This is a genomic window from Variovorax sp. 54, from assembly GCF_002754375.1.
Lineage (GTDB): Bacteria > Pseudomonadota > Gammaproteobacteria > Burkholderiales > Burkholderiaceae_C > Variovorax.
This window is the reverse complement of record NZ_PEFF01000001.1, coordinates 2,083,293-2,102,672: the sequence shown is the minus strand read 5'-3', so window position 1 is coordinate 2,102,672 and position 19,380 is coordinate 2,083,293. Positions and strand designations below refer to the sequence as shown.

The following is a 19,380-nucleotide window of genomic DNA, read 5'->3' as shown; positions in this document are numbered from 1 at the left end:
AACGTGAACACTCAATTCCGCCCCGGCAAGGCATGGACGATCGTCGCCCTGCTGACCTTTCTTCAACTGGTGAACTTCGTCGACAAGATCGTCATCGGCCTGGTGGCCGTGCCCATGATGACCGAGCTGAAGCTCACGCCCGTGCAGTTCGGCTTGATCGGCGGCAGCTTCTTCTGGCTGTTCGCGATCTCGGGCGTCGTGGTCGGCATGATCGCCAACCGCGTCAAGACCACGCACCTGCTGCTCGGCATGGCCGTGCTGTGGTCGCTGGTGCAGCTGCCAATGATCTTCACCTCGTCGATCGCGATGATCGTCGTGGCGCGCGTGATCCTGGGCGCCGGCGAGGGGCCGGCCGCGCCGGTGGCCAACCACGCGGTCTACAAGTGGTTCCCCGACAGCCGGCGCAGCCTGCCGGTGACGGTGATGAACGCCGGCGCCTCCGTGGCGCTGGTGCTCTCGGGCCTGCTGATTCCGATGATCACGCAGGCCTGGGGCTGGCGTGCCAACTTCATCGTGCTCGCGCTCGTCGGCTTGGCCTGGGCCGTCGCGTGGCGGGTGTTCGGCGAGGAGGGCACGCTCGTCGAGCGCAAGGCGACGCACGGCGCGGCGCCGGCGTCCGGGCGCCGCATTCCCTATGCGCGGCTGCTCACGGACCGCAGCGCGATCGGCATCATGCTGCTGCACTTCGTCGCGTACTGGGGGCTGGCGCTTACGCTGACCTGGCTGCCCGCCTACATCCAGAGGGGGCTGGGCTACAGCGCGGTCGACGCGGGGCGGATGTTCGCCCTCGTGGTGCTGCTGGGCGTGCCGGTCAATCTGGCGCTGTCGTGGTGGTCGCAGCGCCTGCTGGTGCGCGGTGCCTCGTCGCGCGGCGCGCGCGGCGTGCTGTCGAGCCTGGCGCTGGTCGTGGGTGGGGTGCTCTTCTGCACGCTGATGGCGTTCGACCTCGGGCCGGTGCAGAAGATCTGCATCATCGCCATCGCGTCGGGGCTGGCGCCCATCGTCTATTCGCTGGGGCCGGCCATGATGGGCGAGATCACGCCCGACACCCAGCGCGGCGGCATGCTGGCCGTCGAGAACTCCGTGGCCTCGCTCGCCGGCATTGCCGCGCCCGTGGTCATGGGCCGCCTCATCGAGGCGAACCAGGCGGTGGCCGCGCACGGCTACGAGCTCGGCTTCGCGGTCAGCGGGGGGCTGCTCATTGCCGGCGGGCTGCTCGGGCTCGTGCTGGTGAACCCGGCGCGCTCGCTGTCTGTGCAGCGCGCCCGCGCGCAGGCCGACGCGTCGGCCCTCAGCCCTGCGGCCGGGTGAGCAGGTCGAGCTCGGCCCGCAGGCGCCGCACCGCCACCTCGTGGCGCCGCGTCTGCGGCCCGCGCCCGTGCGTGCCGGCCTTCAGGATGAGCCGCAGCTGCTCGCGCTGCAGCTGCGCCTTCAGGTGCCGGGCGCGCTGGCCGAATTCCTTGCCCATGTCGCGGCGCACGCGGTAGCGCAGCAGCGGCGCGCCCAGGCGCACCCATTCGTCGTCGCGGATCAGCTCGCGCTCGGGCACGAAGTACGCCGCCAGCGCGTGCAGGTAGGTGCCGTTCTCGCGCGCGGCGGCGCGCCACACGAAGGCGGCGGCGATCACCACCGGGATGCCCTTGACGACCAGCAGCAGCGCGATGCCGACAAAGCCGTCGTCGAAGCGGTCTTCGAGCAGCGGCGAGTTCCAGATGAAGTGCATGGCCCACGCCAGCGCGAAGTAGAAGAGGGCGCAGCCGATGCGCGCCGCCATCGAGCGCTGCGGGTTGAGCAGGAACCACGCGACGCCGAACGACGCGATGGTCGTGTAGGCCGCATGGCTCCACAGCCCGCTCAGCAGCCCGCGCATCAGCAGGTGGTAGAGCACCGGGTACACCTGGTTCTCGAGCGGAAAGTTCACGGCGCTGTTTACCGTGTAGCTCAGGTTCTCGATCACCTGGAAGCCCAGCCCGGCCATGGCGCCGACGATCAGCACCGACAGATACGTTTCGAACTGGTTGCGTGCAATCAGCACCAGCAGGATCACGCCGGCCAACTTCAAGAATTCTTCGGTGATCGGCCCCGCGATGGCCGGCCCCCAGACCGCGACGAACTCGGGCGACACCAGCTTGGCGCACAGGCTCTGGATGGCGACGTTGGCCGGCGCGGCGAAGTACACCGCGCCCAGCCCGCCCCATGCGAAGGCCAGCACATAGGCCTCGGGCGGGTGCTGCTCCAGCAGGTCGAGCGTGCGGAAAAACAGCACGAACGCCGCCGTGTAGCCGCCCCACACCAGCAGCCCCAGCAGCGCGGTGACGGGCACCACGCGAAAGCCCAGCGAGAACATCGACACCGTGTAGAACAGCCCGTTGAGGATCAGCGCCGACAGCAGCCAGAACGCGGCGCGCTGCGGCTGGAAGAACGAGTCGGTGCCGATGGGCCAGTCGGCGTCTTCCTGCGTCGCGATGGCTTCGGTGGGGGCTTCGGTGTTGGTGCTCACAGCGGTGCCTCCAGGTCCATCGAGTCGAGCATCCTGCGGGCGTCGGCCAGCGCCTCGTTGAAGCCGTCGGCGGGGCCGTACACGTCGATCTGCACCAGCGAACGGCGCTGCGTGTCGACCACCTGCCAGAAGCGGCCGGCGAGCTTGGCGCCGTAGTAGGCGAAGGTCTTGCCCTGCAGGCCCCAGCCGGTGACGAAGTCGGACACGTCGCCCTCGATGGTCAGGCCCTGGCCGCGCTCCATGAGCCGCTGCTGGCGCAGCATGGGGCCGTCGGGCCCGCCCATCCACAGGCGCGTGGTCACGAGGAACTTGTGGCCGCCCTTGAAGAGCATGAGCGACTGGCCCGCCTTGGAGCGCGACACGTCCATCTGCCAGCCCGGTGCGGGCTCGAAGCGCGCATGGCCGACCGACACGGTCTCGCCCGCGGGCAGCGGCCGGCTGCCGGGCGTGTGGTTGTTCCAGAAGGTGAGGCCGCCGACATACGCGGCAATGGCCAGGAGGATCGCGAGCGCGCCCGGCCAGGTGCGGTACGGGATGCGGCGGGACGGTTGAAGCATCCGTGGATCGTGCCACACCGAAGCGACGGCGCGGGGGCGCCGCCGTGGTTGTCAGGCGCTCAGAACGCCATGCGAATACCCACGTCGTAACCCAGCGCGCGGTGCGGCTGCATGCCGTTGGTGGTCGCATAGGCCGGCTGCGGAAAGATCGCCGGCAGGCTCAGCACCAGCGGCGTCACGCCCATCACGGTCGGGTTGTTGCGGCCGTTGGCGATGTGGATGCGCGCCACCGAGGCATACAGCGCCGTGCGCTTCGACAGGTTGTGCACGTAGCCCAGCGCCAGCTTGTTGACCGACGAATTGCCGTCGGGCAGGTCCAGCCCGTTGACGAAGCGCACGCGTCCATACGAGGCGCGCAGCATGCCCGCGCCCAGCGGCACGTTCACGCCGGCCATGAGGCCGTCGTAGCGATCGCTCAGGCGCAGCGAGCCGCTGGCGAACGGCGTGGCGCTGTTGCGCACATCCCGCACGCGCGACCATTCGCCGAACACCTTCACCACGCCGAAGTCGTAGGAGGCGCCGAGGTTCAGGCTCTTGATCTTTTCGCTCTGCGCGGCGGCGCTGGCCAGCGTGCTCTCGCCGTAGCCCAGCGCCACGTCGGCCGGACCGCTGGCCCAACCGATGCGACCGCCTACGTAGCGCCCGCGCTGCGAGGGGCTGTCGGGCGTGTGGCTGACCTTGGTGTTCTCGTGCAGCGCGTACTGCACCTGGCCGTAGAAGCCGCCCAGGTTCGGCGGCAGGAAGTAGCTGACGGCGTTGCTCGTGCGCAGGTAGCTGTCGGTGCCCGCCGAGAGGCCGCCGCCCAGCAGGCCGCCCGTGGCCAGCGCGCGCGCGGCGGCGATGTTGCTGTTGACCACGGCGATCAGGTTGGTGCCCACGCCGTTGACGCTGAAGGGGTCGAACACGGCGTCGTTCCAGAACGAGGCCGTGTAGTCGCGGCCCAGGCGCACTTCGCCGAAGGGGCCGCTCAGGCTGAGCGTGGAACGGCGTCCGAAGTTCGTGATGCCGCTGCCCGTGTCGTTGCTCAGCGGCGCCTCGAGCCAGAAGCTCGCGGCCAGCCCACCGCCCAGGTCTTCGGTGCCGCGAAAGCCGATGCGGCTCGACGCATTGCCCGAGGGCGACAGCACGGTCTGGCTCTGGCGCAGCTCGGCCGGGCGCAGCGGGTTGTACGAACTGCTGGTGGTGCGGTAGTGGCTGACGCCCGCATCGACCACGCCGAACAGCGTGAGCGAGGACTGGGCAAGGGCGGGGCCGGCGGCCAGGACGGCTGCGGTGGCGATGAGGGTCTTCTTCTTCAAGGTCTTGTCTCCTGCTCGTTGTGTTTATTCGTGGGGGCGTGTGCGTCGGTGCTCAGGGCACGAGCACGGTCGCGCCGGTGGTCTTGCGGCCTTCGAGCGCGCGGTGCGCTTCAGCCGCATCGGCCAGTGCAAAGCTCTGCTGCGGCTCGCTCACGATGCGGCCGGCCAGCACATGGCCGAAGAGTTCGTCGGCCATCGACAGCATGTGCGGGCGCGGGTGGATGTAATGCACCATCGCCGGCCGCGTGAGCCAGATCGAACCTTTGGCGGCCAGTACCTGCGAGTCGACGATCACGGCGCCAGAAGACGTGCCATTGCTCACGAGCGTGCCGCGCGGCTGCAGGCAATCGAGCGAAGCTTCCAGCGTGTCCTTGCCCACCGAGTCGTACACGACCGGCACGCCCTTGCCGTCGGTGATTTCGCGCACGCGCTGGGCGATGTTCTCGCGCGAGGTCACGATGGTGTGGGTGCAACCGTTGGCCTTGGCAACGGCCGCCTTCTCGTCGGTGCTGACCGTGCCGATCATCGTGACGCCCATCGCACGCGCCCACTGGCAGGCGATGAGGCCCACGCCACCGGCCGCTGCGTGATACAGGATCGTCTCGCCACCCTTGAGCGGATAGACCTGGCGGAACAGGTACTGCGCCGTCATGCCCTTCATCATCAACGTGGCGGCGGTGCGGTCCGAGATGCCATCGGGCAGCGGGATCAGCACATCGGCCGGCATCACACGCACTTGCGAATACGCACCCTGCGGCCCGAGGAGGTAGCCCACGCGATCACCCACGCGGATGTCGGTCACGCCCGGCCCCACGGCCTCGACCACACCCACGGCATCGGAACCGAGGCCGTTGGGCAGTGCGAGCGGATAGCGCCCGGTGCGGAAATAGATGTCGATGAAGTTGACGGCGATGAGGCTGTGGCGCACGCGCGCCTGGCCCGGGCCGGGCTCGCCGACCTCGACGTGTTCGAGCTTGAGCACGTCGGCGCTGCCGGTTTCGTGGAAGCGGATGGCTTGGACCATGGGAAGTTTCTTTCTCGGGAGGAAGGGCGGGCAGAAAAAAAAGGCTCAGCCCGCCGAGAGTTCGTCGATGAACGCCTGCGCGCCCGGCCACGCGCCGTAGCCCGAGGCGGGGTTGAGGTGGCCGACTTCGCCGAGGTCGACGAGCTGGCTGCCCCAGCCCTGCGCCATCTGCGCTGCGCATTCGAACGAGGCCAGCGGGTCGTTGCGGCTCGCCGCCACGATGCTCGGGAACGGCAGCGGCCCGGTCGGCACCGGCAGCCAGCCGCCGGCGCGCAAGGCCTCGATGCGGGGATAGCCCTCGGGCATCGGATGTTCGAAGTCGGGCGGCGTGGCGAGCAGCGCGCCGCGCACCGGCCGGCGCGTGCGCTGCGCCCAGTGCGCCAGCATCACGACGCCGCCGCTGTGCGCCACGATGACCAGCGGGCCCTCGACCGCCTGCGCCTCGCGCTCGATGGCTTCGACGCGCGCGGCGCAGTCGAGGTCGTCGCGGCCCATGGGCGGCACGGCGCGCACGCGCGGCAGGCGCGCGGCGAGCAGGGTCTGCCAGTGGCTGGCGACGGCGTCGCGCAGGCCGGGAACGATGAGGACAGTGGGCGCAGTCATGGCAGCCTGCACGCTCACTGGTTGAGCTGGATGTTGTAGGTCTTGACGATCCGCGCGTTGCGTTCGTACTCGTCGTGCGTGATCTTCGCGAGCTGCTCGGGGCTCTCGCTGGTCATCGGCACGAAGTTCTGCGCAATGAGCCGCTCCCGCACCTTCGGCGAGGAGGCGGCCTTCGTGAGGACCGCATTGATCCGCTTGACGAGGTCGTCGGGCATCTTGGCCGACACGATGGCGCCGGCCCAGTTCGAGAAGTCGATCTCGTCGAAGCCCTGTTCGGCCATCGTGGGCACGTCCGGAAGCTGTGCCAGCCGGGTCTTGGCCCCGACCCCGAAGACCTTCACCTTGCCGGCCTTGATCAGCGGCAGCGACGTGACGATGCCGTCGAACAGGATGTCGACCTGGCTGCCCATCAGGTTCTGCAGCGCCGGCGGCGAGCCCGGGAACGGCACATGCTGCAGGTCCAGCCCCGCCTTCCTGGCAAAGATGGCGCCGGCGTAGTGCGAGCTGGTTCCCGCGGAGTACGAGGCGTAGCTGCCCGGGCTGCCCTTGCCGGTCTTCAGGTAGGCGATGAGTCCTTTCAGGTCGTTGGCCGGCACCGTCGGTGCGCTCACCAGCACCATCGCCGAGCGCGCCACCATGGTCACCGGTTTCACGTCCTTGACCGGGTCGAAGCTGGTCTTCATCACCAGCGGAATTTCGGTCAGGATGTTGCTGACCATGAACATGATGGTCTGCCCGTCGGGCGGTGCGCTGTTGAGCGCCTGCACCCCGATGGCGCCGCCGGCGCCCGGCTTGTTGTCGACGATCACCGGCTGCCCGATCTCGGCCGAGATCGCTTCGGACAACACACGGGCCACGACGTCCATGGTGCCGCCCGCGGGCGCGGGCACCACGATTCGTACGGGCTTGTTGGTCCAGGCATGGGCGAGCAGGGGCGCGGCGGCCAGGGCGACCGCCCATGGCCGCAGGCGGCGAAGGATGTTGTGGGTCTTTTTCATCGCGATGTCTCCAGGTGTTCGTGTGCCGACGGCGCGTGGGGCTCAGGCCGCCTTGCGCAGGAAGCCCTGCTGCCGGCCCGGGGCATTGGGCGCGAAGCCGTTGGCCGCCAGCGACGCTTCGGTGGTGTCGTAGAAAACGCCGATCTTGGACATCTCGCGTGCCTGCTGGCCCGTGGCGATGGGGCGGCCGAATTCGCGCGAGATGCGAACGAGTTGCTCGACTTGCCTGGCGGTGCCGATCTTGGCCGAGCGGTCCTGGTTCCACAGGTTGTCTTCGGTGCCGGTGCGCACGTGCAGGCCCATGGCGATGCCCATCATGTTGATCGGCAGCACGTTGAGCACCGAGGCCTCCACCGTCACCACCGCGCCGTCGGGCACGGCGCGCATGAAGTTGGCCAGGCTGTAGACGTTGGGCACGTCCATGCCGCCGCCGATGGCCACCCAGTTCATGACCAGCGGGCCCTTGTAGATGCCGCGGCGCATCAGCCGCTCCACCGACTCGAAGCTGTTGATGTTGTAGCACTGGAAGGCGCTCTGGATGCCCGCCTTGGTCAGTCGGCGGATGTGCTCCTCGGCCCAGCCGGGCTGCGAAGGCACGGTCATTTCCTTGTAGGCGTTGAAGGTGGCGGGGTCTTCCATCGACGTGCCCTGGATGTCGCGCAGGTCGAACTGCTCCATCACGTTCATCTGCGAGGTGTTGATGGTCACCGTCACCTGGTCGGGCTTGGGGTCGAGGTCGGCCAGCATGTGGCGCGTGTCGTCACTCAGCCACTTGGCGGCCGCACCGTCGGTCTCGGGTGCGAAGCTGATCGAGCCGCCCACCTGGATGATCATTTCGGGCACGCGCGCACGCACGCCGGCAATCAGCTCGTTGAACTTGGACAGGCGCTTGCTGCCCCGGCCGTCGAGCTCGCGCACGTGCAGGTGCAGCACGGTGGCGCCGGCGTTGTAGCAGTCCACCGCCCGTTGGATCTGGTCCTCCATGGTCACGGCAATCTCGCCGGGGAAGTCCGAAGGCATCCATGAAGGGGCGTACGGCGCGGCGGTGATGATCAGCGGCTGCTGGTTTTCGGGGAACAGATGGCCGTCGAGAAAATTCATGGCAGGAACCTCGGTAGAAGAAGGAAAGAGAGGGAAGAAGAAGAAGGGGCGCTGCGCCCGCTCAGAAGACCGCTTCGCCGACGATGCCGGCGCGTTCCATCTTTCGATGGCAGGGCGGGTAGTCCATGACCGCGTAGTGCTGGGTCGAACGGTTGTCCCACATGGCCACGTCGCCCGGCTGCCAGCGCCAGCGCACCTGGTACTCGGGGATGGCAGCCTGGCTGATCAGGTACTGCAGCAGCGCCGAGTGGCCCTGGGTGTAGTCCTGCCCATAGCGCACGTTGGCCGGCGTGTGGAAGTTGGTGAAGTGCGTCGTGAAGCCGTTGACGAACAGGATCTTTTCGCCCGTGTCGGGGTGCGTGCGCACCACGGGGTGCTCGGCGTCGGGGAACTGGGCCTTCAGCGCCAGGCGCTTCTCGGTCGGCATCGCGGCGCCGAAGGTGGCCTCGATGCTGTGGCGCGCGCGCAGCCCGGCAATCTGCTGCTGGATGTGCGCGGGCAGCTTCTCGAAGGCCAGCACCATGTTGGCCCACATCGTGTCGCCGCCGACCGGCGGGCATTCGACGCACCGCAGCACGCAGCCGAAGGGCGGCTTCTCGCGCCAGGTGGCGTCGGTGTGCCAGCTGTTCTCGTAGCGGTCGACCGGCGTCTCGGGGTTCTTGTAGATGCGCACGAGGCCCGGGTGCTCGGGGTCGCTGCCGACCACGGGGTGGTCTTCGAGCTCGCCGAAGTGGCGGGCGAACGTGACGTGCTCGGTGCGCGTGAGCTCCTGCTGGCGGAAGAACAGCACCTTGTGCTGCACCAGCAGGGCGCGGATCTCGGCGGCCAGGCCCGCATCGCGCGAGGCCTCCGCCAGCGACACGTGGCGCAGCTCGGCGCCGATGGCGCAGGTCACGGGATGGACCTGGATGCCGCGCGTGTGCACGGCGGGGGCCCCGTTCGAGAGGGCTGGCTGGATCGTGGAACCCATTGTCTTGTCTCCTGTGCCGGTCGTGTGGAACCGCTGTGCGGCGGTGACCGTGCTGGGCGCAAGAATAGGTCGGGGCCCCTTCGCGCGCCCCCTCCTCGCGGGAGGGGGAACGGGCCCTTGAGGGGAGGGACAAACCCTCAGTGCGCGGGTGTGAGAAGTCCCAGGATGCGTGCGCGCTGGACCACCTGCGTGCGGGTGCCGGCGTCGAGCTTGGCGAACAGGTTCTTCACATGCCACTTGATGGTGGTCTCGCCCACCTGCATGGCGCGTCCGATTTCCTTGTTCGACAGGTTGCGCGCCAGCAGCGCCAGCACCTCGCCCTCCTTGGGCGTGAGCACGGCGCCGAGCGGCAGGGGTGACGCAGGCGCAGGCAGCACGTGGGGCTGGAGCGGCACAACCGTGATCTCGGGCTGCGCGCCCTCGGCCGCGAGCGTGCCGACCCAGGCGCCCAGCTCGGGGTGTGCGTCGGAGAGCACGCGCTGCAGGCCGTAGGCGCGCGCCAGGTCCATCGCCTCGCGCAGCAGTGCCTGCGCCGGCTGGCCGCAGCGCTCCAATGCCAGCGCGCGCAGGCCCAGCAGCTCGATGTGCAGGCCGCCCTGCTTGCGCTGGCGCGCCTGTTCGTCGGCGCGCGCCAGTTGCGCCAGGGCGTCGGGCCAGTCGCGCGCGGCGATGGCCGCGTGCGCGCGCGCCACGTCGCGCAGCGCTTCCACGCTGCGCCGCCACAGCGGGCCCTGCGGCAGCGCGGGGTCGGCCAGTTGCGCGTCGATGCGTTCGCACAGCTCGCGGCAGGTCTGGGCGCGGTGGCGCTGCGCGTGCAGGCGCACCTGCTCGGCCAGGCTGGCGATGCGCAACCGCGGCAGGCGCCGCGCGGCACCGGCCGCGTCCAGCGCGTTCAGCAGTTCCAGCGCGCGGTGCTCGGCGCCTTCGGCCGCTGCGATGCGCGCCGCGGTGCGGTAGGCCTGCAGCAGCGATTCGGGCAGGCCGCTGTGCTCCAGCACGTCGAGGCGGTCGGCCAGCAGCGTGGCGGCGTCGCCCGGCAGGTCGCGCTCCCAGGCCACCGACGCGAGCAGCGCGGCCAGGTTGCAGCTGAAGCGATGGCGCCGGCCCATCTCGGCCTCGGCGCCGGCCACGGCGGGCCGCAGCAGCTGTTCGGCCAGCAGCACCTGGCCCTCCCACGCATAGCTCATTCCGATGACCAGCTCGCTCCAGCGCCGGATGTAGTCGACGCCGTGGCCCGGATGCCCGCGCAGGGCCTGCTGCTGGCGCAGGCGTGCCAGCGCCGGTTCGCCTTCGAGCAGCGCGCGGTAGGCCATGCGGTTGGCATGCGACTGCAGCAGCAGCGGGTCGGTGAGCGGCACGGCCTCGGTCCACGGCGCGTGCAGCTCGACAAAACGGTCGGGGTCGTCCGCGAACACGGCGGCGCCACCGAGGATCAGTGCGCATTCGCAGCGCAGCGCGTCGCTCACATCGGGCTGCGCGAGGATGCGCGCCACGAACTTGCCGGCTTCTTCGTGCCGCTCGCTCGACGCCAGCGTCCACGCCGCGGCCAGCAGCAGGCGTGGGCGACGGTCGAGTTCGTCGGCGGGCATCTGCGCCATCCATTCGAGCACCGTGGCCTGCCGGCCGCGCCGCATGAGCGATTCGTAGAGGCTGCGCTCCGCGAGCTCGTAGGCGGTCTGGTGCTGACCCGCGCTCAGCGCATGGTGGGCGGCTTCGTCGAGCAGGTCGTGCGCGGCCAGCCACTGCGCGGCACGCGCATGCGCCGCCACCTGCTCGGCGGCATCGAGCGCGGCAAAACGCTGGCGCAGCACGTCGCGCGCCAGCGCATGCATGCGCAGCCACTCGCCCCCTTCGGCGGCGGCGAACACCGGCGTGTCGTTGCTCAGCCGGGCCAGCCGCGCCGCGGCATCGTCGACGCCGGAGACGGCGCGGCACAGCGCGGGATGCAGCAGGTCGAGCACGGCGATGCGGGCCAGGAAGTCGCGATCCTGGGGGTCGAGGTTGACCAGCAGCAGCCGCACCAGCTCGCCCTGCAGCTCGCCGGCGGCGGCCGTCATGTCGGACAGCGCGGCGTTCGCATCGGCCCCGCGCGAGATGATCGTCGTCGCCAGCTGCAGGCCCAGCGGCCAGCCTTCGGTCAGCTCGTGCAGCCGGGCGGCCGTGTTGCGGTCGACGCGCGCGCCGAAGCGGGCCTGCACCAGCTGCAGCGTCTCGTCGAGGCTGAACTTCAGCAGCGCCGGGCCGATCTCCACGCACTGCCCGTAGGCCACGAGGTCCTCGATGTCGAGCCGGCCGTCGGGCCGCGTGGCAATGAGCGTGCGCACGTTGGGCGGCGCATTGCGCAGCAGGTAGGCCAGCGCCTCGCGCGTGGCGGGCGGCAGGCGGTCGGCCTCGTCGATGACCAGCACCACGTTCAACGCCGCCTGGGCCAGCTCGGCTAGCAGCGCCGTGACGCTGCCGAGCGTGCCGGGCCGGTCGTCCTCGAACACGCTGCGCCCGAACGCGGGGCGGCCCATGGCGACACGCAGCGCCAGCGCCAGGCTCTGCACCAGCCGGCCCGGGTCGTCCTGGCTCTGCGCCGAGACCCAGCCGACCGGCACGCCCAGGCCCAGGTACTCCAGCCGCCACTGCGCGAGCAGCGAGGTCTTGCCGAAGCCCGACGGCGCCTGCACCACGACCACCGCGTGGTCGCGCAAGGCGTCGGCACTCGACAGCAGCCGCGCGCGAGAGACGAGGTGACGCGGGACACGGGGCGGCGTCACCTTGAGCAGCAGGTCGCGGGGGGCGCCGGTCGCATCGGGGGGCGGGAAGGTGGCCAAGGCTCGCTCTTGCTCGTGGGAGGAAGAGCGATTCTCCACGTCATTCGCGCGAGGCCGAAGCGGGGCGCCGCGCACCCCGCCGCGCTCGGCTTTCCTTCGCACTGCAACCGTACTGCGCATGGAACCAGCGGGACAGTCCGCTGGGCGCGCAGAAGCCGAGCAGGCCCGCGACCTCGGCCAGCGGGCGGTCGCTGTCCAGCACATGGCGCACGGCGAGTTCCTTGCGCACGTCGTTGACGATCGCCGAGAAGCGCTGCCCGTCGTCCGCGAGCCGGCGCTGGATCGTGCGGCACTCCACGCCCACGTGCGCCGACACCTGCGCGATGCTGCAGCGCCCGGTGGGCAGGAGCAGCAGCACGGTGCGCCGGACGTCGTCCGGCAGCGCATCGCCGGGTGGCTGCGCGGCGGCCTCGAGCAGTCGCCGCGCATAGCGCGCCATGGCCGGGTCGGCCGAGGGGTTGGGTGTGTCCAGGTCTTCGCGCGCGCAGACGATGCCGTGGACGTCCTGGTCGAACGCGACGGCCGGGCCCATCACGCGGTGGTGCGTGCGCAGGTCGCGCGGCGCGGGGTGCGCCAGGCACACGCGGCGGGGTTGCCAGTCGGCGCCGAGAAACTGCCGCATGAGGCGCAGCATCACGCCCAGCGCCAGCTCGATGCGCTGGCGCGTGGCGCGGTTCGCCTTGCCGGGCTTCACTTCCTCGCGGATGAGCACCACGGCGTCGAAGTCTTCGACCATCAGCGACAGCGCGCCGTTGAGCATCGGCAGGTAGCGCATCAGCACGGCCAGCGAATCGCGCAGCGTCGGTTGCTCGCGCATCAGCAGGCCGACGGCCCCGAGGTTCGACAGCCGCCGCCCCTCGGCCATGCACAGCCCGAAGCCCTCGTTGCCCGACCGCTCGGCCGAGGCCTGCAGCAGCGCGGCGAGGCGATCGACCGGGATCATCAGGTCGGGCTCGTCCAGCACGCGCGGGCTCAGGCCGGCGTCGAGGAGCATGCGCACCGGCTCCAGTCCGCTGGTGCGCGCGACCTCGCGGTAGTGGGTGAGACTCGCCGCGCGGACCAGGCAAGACACGGTGCCGCACTTTCTCAGGGCACGAGCACGGTGGCGCCGGTGGTCTTGCGGCCTTCGAGTGCGCGGTGCGCTTCGGCTGCATCGGCCAGCGCGAAGCTCTGCTGCGGCTCGCTCACGATGCGACCGGCCAGCACGTGGCCGAACAGCTCGTCGGCCATCGACAGCATGTGCGGGCGCGGGTGGATGTAATGAACCATCGCGGGCCGCGTGAGCCACAACGAGCCCTTGCCCGCGAGCACCTTGGTGTCGAGGACCACGGACCCCGACGACGTGCCGTTGCTCACCAGCGTTCCGCGTGGCTGCAGGCAATCGAGTGACGCGTCCAGGGTGTCTTTGCCTACTGAGTCGTACACAACAGGAACACCCTTGCCGTCGGTGATCTCGCGCACGCGCTGGGCGATGTTCTCGCGCGAGGTCACGATGGTGTGCGCGCAACCGTTGGCCTTGGCAACCGCAGCCTTCTCGTCGGTGCTGACCGTGCCGATCATCGTGACGCCCATCGCACGCGCCCACTGGCAGGCGATGAGGCCGACGCCACCGGCCGCTGCGTGGTACAGGATGGTCTCGCCTCCCTTCAATGGATAGACCTGGCGGAACAGGTACTGCGCCGTCATGCCCTTCATCATCAGCGTGGCGGCGGTGCTGTCCGAGATGCCATCGGGCAGCGGAATGAGCACATCAGCAGGCATCACACGCACTTGCGAATACGCACCCTGCGGCCCGAGGAGGTAGCCCACGCGATCACCCACGCGGATGTCGGTCACGCCCGGCCCCACGGCCTCGACCACACCCACGGCATCGGAACCGAGGCCATTGGGCAGTGCGAGCGGATAGCGCCCCGTACGGAAATAGATGTCGATGAAGTTGACGGCGATGAGGCTGTGGCGCACGCGCGCCTGGCCCGGGCCGGGCTCGCCGACCTCGACGTGTTCGAGCTTCAGCACGTCGGCGCCGCCGGTTTCGTGGAAGCGGATGGCCTGGTTCATGGTGCGTCTCCTGAGGTGTGTGGGGGCTGGATGGAACGGATTCTTGCGGCGCGTGGCGGCGGCGGGAAGCGTGGTCTTGGCGATGTCCCAAATTGGCAAATCGATGCCCCAATAAAGCAAGAACTGCGAACGGGGTGCGCCGGATACTGGCGGCATCGGCCCACCGAGGCCTGCAAGACAACAACCGGAGACACCCCATGAAACTGCTGCAATGTGCACGCGCCGCCGCCGTGGCGCTGGTCGGATGCTCGATGGCCCTCGGGGCCTGGGCACTGGGCGACAAACCCCTCAAGCTCATCGTTCCCGCGCCGCCAGGCGGGACGATGGACATCGTCGCCCGCGTCGTCGGGCAACAGATGGCGCTGGACATCGGCCGTCCCGTGATCGTCGAGAACCGCCCCGGCGCGGGCGGCTCCATCGGCCTGCAGGCCATGCTGCAGGCGCCGGCCGACGGCAACACGATCGTGATGGCCGCAAGCAACGTGCTGGCCGAAACGCCGCAGGTCGTGAAGATGCCCTTCGATCCGCTGAAGGACGTGGTGCCCATCGCCTCGGTGGCGCGCTCGGGCGTGGTGCTCGTCACGGCCGCGAACTTTCCGGCCAAGGATTTCCAGGGCCTCGTTGCCGAGCTGAAGACGCGCAAGGGCAAGGCCAGCTTCGCCAGCTACAGCCCCGGCACCGTGTCGCAGTACGCGGGCCTGATCCTCAGCGACCGCGCCGGGCTCGACCTGCAGCACATCGGCTACCCCGGCTCGCCGCCCGCACTGCAAGACCTGCTGGGCGGCCAGGTCGACCTGATGTTCGACGGCATGCTCACCTCGATGCCGCTCATCAAGGCCGGCAAGCTGCGCCCCTATGCCTTCACCGGCAAGACCCGCTCGCGCTTCCTGCCCGACCTGCCCACCACCACCGAGCTTGGCTACCCCGACCTGCAGTTCCGCGGCTGGGTCGGCTTCATCGGTTCGGCCAAGCTGCCGGCCGACGTGCTGGCCAAGCTGCACGCCGCGATCGAGAAGGCCGGCCAGGCGCCCGCCGTGCAGCAGAAGCTGCTCGACGTGGGCCTGGAGCCCGAACTCAGTGTCGACACGCCTGCGCTCATCGCCGAGACCCGCGCGCTGTCGGAGCGCAACGCCGCCATCGTCAAGAAGTACCGCATCCAGGCGAACTGAGCGGCACCCGCCATTCCACCGGAGACCCACATGAAGATCAGACCCATCACGCCGTCCATCGGCGCGGAAATCTCGGACGTCCACCTGGGCGAGGCCTCGCGCAACCCCGAGCGCTTTGCGGCGATCCGCGCCGCGCTGCTCCAGCACAAGGTGTTGTTCTTTCGTGGGCAGGACATCGAGCGCGCCGAGCATGTCGCCTTTGCACGCTGCTTCGGCGAACTCGAAGACCACCCCGTGGTCGGCAGCGACCCCGAGCACCCGGGCCTCGTGCGCATCTACCGCAGCGACAACAAGCACAGCTACGAGAACACCTACCACTGCGACGGCCTGTGGCGCCAGAGCCCCGCGATGGGCGCTGTGCTGCGCTGCATCGAGTGCCCCGAGATCGGTGGCGACACCATCTGGGTGAACATGGTGCAGGCGCACGACGAGCTGCCCGAAGAGATCAAGCAGAAGATCAGCAAGCTGCGCGCCAAGGCCAGCATCGAGCATTCGTTCGGCGCCGTGATGCCGATGGAAGCCCGCCTCAAGCTGGGCCAGGACAACCCGCCCGTGGAGCACCCCGTGGTGCGCACGCACCCGGAGACCGGCGAGAAGGTGCTCTACGTGGGCAGCTTCACCACGCACTTCGTGAACTACAGCACCCCCGAGAACGTGCGGCACGGCATCGACAAGACGCCCGGCGCGGCGCTGCTGCTGAACTACCTGCTCAGCCGCGCCACCATTCCCGAGTACCAGGTGCGCTGGTCGTGGCAGCCGGGCGACGTGGTCGTCTGGGACAACCGCAGCACGCAGCACTACGCGCTGAACGACTACTGGCCCTCGCCGCGAAAGATGGAACGCGCCGGCATCGTCGGCGACGTGCCCTATTGATCCGTGCGCTCCCTTCCGACCTCCGCATCGCAACCCGAAAGCGCCACGCCATGAACTTCCTCGACGGCCATCTCTTTCCCGAAAACCAGCAACCGCTGATCATCACCGCCGCGCCCTACGCACCGGGCTGGCTTCCCTCCGACTTCCCGGGCGAGATCCCGGTCACGATGGAAGAGCAGATCCAGAAGGCGGTCGATTGCTACAACGCCGGCGCCACCGTGCTGCATCTGCATGTGCGCGAGCTTGACGGCAAGGGCAGCAAGCGGCTGTCGAAGTTCAACGAGCTGATCGCCGGCGTGCGTGCACGCGTGCCCGAAATGATCATCCAGGTCGGCGGCTCGATCAGCTTCGCACCGGAATCGGAAGGCGCCGCTGCCAAGTGGCTCAGCGACGACACGCGCCACATGCTGGCCGAGCTGGAACCCACGCCCGACCAGGTGACGGTGACGGTCAACACCTCGCAGATGAACGTCACGGAGCACGCCGAGCTGGCCGACTTCAAGGGCACCTCGCGCGAGATTCCCGCCATCTACGAGGCCTACAAGGAGATGACGGTGCCGGCGCAGCCGGGCTGGGTCGAGGAGCACATCCGCCGCCTCACCAAGGCGGGCATCCAGAGCGCCTTCCAGTGCTACAACATCAACAGCTTCGAGTCGGTCGAACGGCTCATGCGGCGCGGCGTCTACAAGGGCCCGCTGGTGATGAACTGGGTGGCGATCAGCGGCGGCATGGACGCGCCGAACATCTACAACCTGGCCAACTTCGTGCGTGCGGTGCCTGATGGCGCGGTGCTCACTGTCGAAAGCTCGGTGCGCAACGTGCTGCCCGTGAACATGATGGGCATTGCGATGGGCCTGCATGTGCGCTGCGGCACCGAGGACGTGCTGTGGAACCAGACGCGCTCGGCCAAGATCGGCACGGTGGCGCAGATCGAGCAGCTGGTGGCCATCTCGCGCCAGTTCGGCCGACCGATCGCCACGGCGCAGCAGGCGCGCGAGATCTCGAAGATCGGTGTGTTCTACGAGACAGCCGAAGAGTCGCTCGCGGCCAACGGCTTCGCGCCCAATCGCAACGGGGGCAACCAGGGCTTCCTGCGCAAGGCGGCCTGAGAGATGAGGGTGCGCGTCGCACACGCGGTCTGGTGTTTGCTGGAGGGCCTCTCGCATGCCCTGCGCCTCGAAGACCTGGTTCAGAACGCGCGCACCGCGCCCTGAGCCACTGCGCCGGCCGTCTGCTTGCTCCACTGCGAGGCGCTGCAGCCGAAGTGGTGGCGAAACCAGTGGCTGAAGCTGCTGGGCCCTGAAAAGCCCAACAGCTCGGCCACCTCGCTCAGCGGCAGGTCGCTGTCGCGCAGGTGGCGCTTCACGAGGTCGGAGCGCACGTGGTCGAGCAGGCTGCTGAAGGTGAAGCCTTCGGCCTCGAGCCGGCGGTGCAGCGTGCGGCGGTCCACGCGCAGGTGCCGCGCCACTTCCTGCGCGGTGCAACCGCCGCCGGGCATCAGCGCCAGGATGAGTTCGCGGCAGGCTTCGCGCGTGCTCTCGCCGCGGTCTTTCAGCGCCGCATCGAGGTACTCGCGCGCAAAACGTGCCGCGCCCTGGTCGCCCGATTCGCGCGGCTTGCGCAGGTCGGCCGCCAGGCACACGAGGCCGTTGAAATCCTGGTTGAACTTGACGTGGCGCCCGAAGAAGGCGCGGTGCGCCGACACGTCCGCCGGCGGGCGGTGCGTGAAGCACACCTGCTGCGGGCGCCACTGCGGATCGATCAGCTCGCTGAGGATGCGGAACATGATGCCCACGGCCAGCTCCATCGACTGGCGCATCGGCAGGCCGGGGCTGGGCAGCAGGTCTTCGCGCAGGATGACCATGTCGCCCGTGTCCTCGAGGCGAAAGCTCAGTGAGGCGTTCACCAGCTTCAGGTAGCGGCCCAGCGTGTCGAGCGCGTCGCGCGGCGTGGGCTCTTCCTTCAGCACCACGCTGATGGGGCCCAGCGCCGAGAGCTTGCGCTGCGCCGCGAGCCGCAGCGCGAAATCTTCGGTGCGCGTGGCGCGCGCGGTGATCTCGAGCAGCTCGCGCACGGCGTCGCCGGGGATCAGCGTCTCGGGGTGCTCGAGCAACTGGGCTTTCAGCCCCACGGTGCGCATGAAGGCATGCGGGTCCCGGCCGAGCGACTGCACCAGCTCCACGTAGCCGCTGAGGCTCGCGCTGCGCATCAGTCGACCGAGGTGTTTCATGGGTGGCTTGTGAAGGGGCCCCGTGCTCACTCGGGGCTGATCTTGAGTTTCAGTTTCTCGATGATGGCCCGATTGTGGGCGGTCGTGGCGTCCAGCGTCTGGCGCAGCTGCGGCAGCGACATGTCGCGGGGCGGATCGTAATTCTGCGCGAGCAGGGCCTCGCGGAATTTCGGCGACTGCACGGCCCGGGCCACCTCGGCGTGGATTTTCTCCTGCAGCGCCGGCGGCATGCTGCTGAGCACGAACACGCCCACGCTCGCGTCGGGCATCACGAAGTCGGGCAGGCCCAGCTCGCCGAAGGTGGGCACGTCGGGCAGGAAGCGCGAGCGCCTGGACGACGCCACGGCCAGCGCCTTGATCTTGCCGCTGCGGATCAGCGGCGTGACGTTGCTCACCACCTCGAACGTGAGCTGCACCTGGTTGCCCATGAGGTCGACCAGCGCCGGCGCCGAGCCCTTGTACGGCACCACGAGGAGGTCGTTGCCGCTGCGTTCGCGCAGCATTTCGCCCAGCAGGTTGGAGCGCGTGCCCGTGCTCAGGTTGGCCACGCTGAGCGTGCGCGGATGCTGCCTGGCGTGCGCCAGCAGGTCCTTCACCGTGTTCGGCGGGAAGCCGGCGTTGGCCACCAGCACATGCACCATGCCGGTCACTTCGCCGACGTAGGTGAAGGTCTTCAGCGGGTCATAGGGCGTCTTCACGGTGAGCGGAATGTCGGACAGCACGCTCGACGGCGCCACCATCAGCGTGTAGCCGTCGGCCGGCGCGCTCATCACCGCGCGCTGCGCGATGACGGTGGAGCCGCCCGGCTTGTTGTCGACCAGCACGGTCTGGCCGAGGTTCGTGCGCAGCTGCTCCGCGAGCAGCCGCGCCGACGCGTCGGAGATGCCGCCCGGCGGCGCTGGAACGATCAGCCGGATGGGCTTGTCGGGCCAGGCCTGGGCCTGGGCTTGGGCCGAGGCTGTGCCCATGCCGCAGCACAGCGCGGCCAGGAAGAGAAGGGGGGCTCGCAGCAGATGCAGACACATGAAGTTCGTCCTCAGGTTGAAGAGACAAAGGCGTGCAAATTCTGCGGCGCCACCTCCTCTCCATGCTTGGCGCCAGGCGTCGGCCACTTACCGAATCGCGACAGCGAAGCCTTGGCCTTTTCAACGTCCCAGAAAGACAAAACACCGCCCCAAAT

At 69.3% G+C, this 19,380-nt stretch carries 17 protein-coding genes; 4 read left to right on the top strand and 13 right to left on the bottom strand.

The window, feature by feature from the left end; translation table 11 throughout:
* Nucleotides 1-3 precede the first annotated feature (3 nt).
* Nucleotides 4-1,311: an MFS transporter gene (locus tag CLU95_RS09600; protein WP_099792578.1), complete on the top strand. Its 1,308-nt coding sequence runs from the start codon at nt 4-6 to the stop codon at nt 1,309-1,311.
* On the opposite strand, the gene CLU95_RS09595 is transcribed toward CLU95_RS09600, so the two are convergent.
* From CLU95_RS09595 to CLU95_RS09545, 11 genes are all read right to left on the bottom strand, one after another.
* Entirely contained in the window at nt 1,292-2,500 is a 1,209-nt protein-coding gene (locus CLU95_RS09595; protein ID WP_257214578.1) for a PrsW family intramembrane metalloprotease, read from the bottom strand. The two genes, CLU95_RS09600 and CLU95_RS09595, sit on opposite strands and share 20 nt — an antisense overlap.
* On the bottom strand, nt 2,497-3,057 hold the full coding sequence (locus CLU95_RS09590) for a hypothetical protein (protein ID WP_099792576.1): 561 nt from the start codon (nt 3,055-3,057) through the stop codon (nt 2,497-2,499). The genes CLU95_RS09595 and CLU95_RS09590 overlap by 4 nt, the downstream gene beginning before the upstream one ends.
* Before the next feature lie 59 nt (nt 3,058-3,116).
* On the bottom strand, nt 3,117-4,355 hold the full coding sequence (locus CLU95_RS09585) for a porin (protein ID WP_099792574.1): 1,239 nt from the start codon (nt 4,353-4,355) through the stop codon (nt 3,117-3,119).
* Between the two features lie 52 nt (nt 4,356-4,407).
* Complete coding sequence (locus CLU95_RS09580; protein ID WP_099792572.1) at nt 4,408-5,379, bottom strand: quinone oxidoreductase family protein; 972 nt, start codon at nt 5,377-5,379, stop codon at nt 4,408-4,410.
* 45 nt (nt 5,380-5,424) lie between these two features.
* Nucleotides 5,425-5,982 (bottom strand): RBBP9/YdeN family alpha/beta hydrolase, encoded by a 558-nt coding sequence (locus CLU95_RS09575; protein ID WP_099797191.1) that lies wholly within the window; start codon nt 5,980-5,982, stop codon nt 5,425-5,427.
* Nucleotides 5,983-5,996: 14 nt separating this feature from the next.
* The gene (locus CLU95_RS09570) at nt 5,997-6,980 is read right to left on the bottom strand and encodes a tripartite tricarboxylate transporter substrate binding protein (RefSeq protein WP_099792570.1); all 984 of its coding nucleotides are present in this window, start codon (nt 6,978-6,980) and stop codon (nt 5,997-5,999) included.
* Nucleotides 6,981-7,022: 42 nt separating this feature from the next.
* The gene (locus tag CLU95_RS09565; RefSeq protein WP_099792568.1) at nt 7,023-8,081 is read right to left on the bottom strand and encodes a 3-keto-5-aminohexanoate cleavage protein; all 1,059 of its coding nucleotides are present in this window, start codon (nt 8,079-8,081) and stop codon (nt 7,023-7,025) included.
* A 61-nt stretch (nt 8,082-8,142) separates the two neighbouring features.
* The gene (locus CLU95_RS09560; protein ID WP_099797190.1) at nt 8,143-8,991 is read right to left on the bottom strand and encodes a TauD/TfdA dioxygenase family protein; all 849 of its coding nucleotides are present in this window, start codon (nt 8,989-8,991) and stop codon (nt 8,143-8,145) included.
* A gap of 197 nt (nt 8,992-9,188) precedes the next feature.
* A complete protein-coding gene (locus CLU95_RS09555; protein ID WP_099792566.1) occupies nt 9,189-11,870 on the bottom strand; it encodes a helix-turn-helix transcriptional regulator in 2,682 nt (893 codons plus the stop codon).
* Between the two features lie 40 nt (nt 11,871-11,910).
* Nucleotides 11,911-12,942 (bottom strand): AraC family transcriptional regulator, encoded by a 1,032-nt coding sequence (locus tag CLU95_RS09550; RefSeq protein ID WP_099792564.1) that lies wholly within the window; start codon nt 12,940-12,942, stop codon nt 11,911-11,913.
* 14 nt (nt 12,943-12,956) lie between these two features.
* Nucleotides 12,957-13,928, bottom strand: a complete 972-nt coding sequence (locus CLU95_RS09545; protein WP_099792562.1) for a quinone oxidoreductase family protein — start codon at nt 13,926-13,928, stop codon at nt 12,957-12,959.
* A 197-nt stretch (nt 13,929-14,125) separates the two neighbouring features.
* On the opposite strand from CLU95_RS09545, the gene CLU95_RS09540 reads away from it, so the two are divergent.
* Genes CLU95_RS09540 through CLU95_RS09530 form a run of 3 tightly spaced genes read left to right on the top strand, consistent with a single transcriptional unit; the run spans nt 14,126 to nt 17,079 of the window.
* The gene (locus CLU95_RS09540; RefSeq protein WP_099792560.1) at nt 14,126-15,097 is read left to right on the top strand and encodes a Bug family tripartite tricarboxylate transporter substrate binding protein; all 972 of its coding nucleotides are present in this window, start codon (nt 14,126-14,128) and stop codon (nt 15,095-15,097) included.
* A gap of 30 nt (nt 15,098-15,127) precedes the next feature.
* Nucleotides 15,128-15,970: a TauD/TfdA dioxygenase family protein gene (locus CLU95_RS09535; RefSeq protein WP_099792558.1), complete on the top strand. Its 843-nt coding sequence runs from the start codon at nt 15,128-15,130 to the stop codon at nt 15,968-15,970.
* A 50-nt stretch (nt 15,971-16,020) separates the two neighbouring features.
* Complete coding sequence (locus CLU95_RS09530; RefSeq protein WP_099792556.1) at nt 16,021-17,079, top strand: 3-keto-5-aminohexanoate cleavage protein; 1,059 nt, start codon at nt 16,021-16,023, stop codon at nt 17,077-17,079.
* Between the two features lie 80 nt (nt 17,080-17,159).
* On the opposite strand, the gene CLU95_RS09525 is transcribed toward CLU95_RS09530, so the two are convergent.
* Nucleotides 17,160-18,200: an AraC family transcriptional regulator gene (locus tag CLU95_RS09525; RefSeq protein ID WP_099792554.1), complete on the bottom strand. Its 1,041-nt coding sequence runs from the start codon at nt 18,198-18,200 to the stop codon at nt 17,160-17,162.
* A 26-nt stretch (nt 18,201-18,226) separates the two neighbouring features.
* The gene (locus CLU95_RS09520; RefSeq protein WP_257214577.1) at nt 18,227-19,225 is read right to left on the bottom strand and encodes a Bug family tripartite tricarboxylate transporter substrate binding protein; all 999 of its coding nucleotides are present in this window, start codon (nt 19,223-19,225) and stop codon (nt 18,227-18,229) included.
* Nucleotides 19,226-19,380: the final 155 nt, after the last annotated feature.

Bases quoted from the DNA above. Each gene is read 5' to 3' on its own strand.
- CLU95_RS09580 (WP_099792572.1), bottom strand. From the start codon at position 5,379: ATGGTCCAAGCCATCCGCTTCCACGAAACCGGCAGCGCCGACGTGCTC.
- CLU95_RS09545 (WP_099792562.1), bottom strand. From the start codon at position 13,928: ATGAACCAGGCCATCCGCTTCCACGAAACCGGCGGCGCCGACGTGCTG.
- CLU95_RS09570 (WP_099792570.1), bottom strand. From the start codon at position 6,980: ATGAAAAAGACCCACAACATCCTTCGCCGCCTGCGGCCATGGGCGGTC.
- CLU95_RS09575 (WP_099797191.1), bottom strand. From the start codon at position 5,982: ATGACTGCGCCCACTGTCCTCATCGTTCCCGGCCTGCGCGACGCCGTC.
- CLU95_RS09530 (WP_099792556.1), top strand. From the start codon at position 16,021: ATGAACTTCCTCGACGGCCATCTCTTTCCCGAAAACCAGCAACCGCTG.
- CLU95_RS09535 (WP_099792558.1), top strand. From the start codon at position 15,128: ATGAAGATCAGACCCATCACGCCGTCCATCGGCGCGGAAATCTCGGAC.
- CLU95_RS09525 (WP_099792554.1), bottom strand. From the start codon at position 18,200: ATGAAACACCTCGGTCGACTGATGCGCAGCGCGAGCCTCAGCGGCTAC.
- CLU95_RS09540 (WP_099792560.1), top strand. From the start codon at position 14,126: ATGAAACTGCTGCAATGTGCACGCGCCGCCGCCGTGGCGCTGGTCGGA.
- CLU95_RS09520 (WP_257214577.1), bottom strand. From the start codon at position 19,225: ATGTGTCTGCATCTGCTGCGAGCCCCCCTTCTCTTCCTGGCCGCGCTG.
- CLU95_RS09590 (WP_099792576.1), bottom strand. From the start codon at position 3,057: ATGCTTCAACCGTCCCGCCGCATCCCGTACCGCACCTGGCCGGGCGCG.
- CLU95_RS09565 (WP_099792568.1), bottom strand. From the start codon at position 8,081: ATGAATTTTCTCGACGGCCATCTGTTCCCCGAAAACCAGCAGCCGCTG.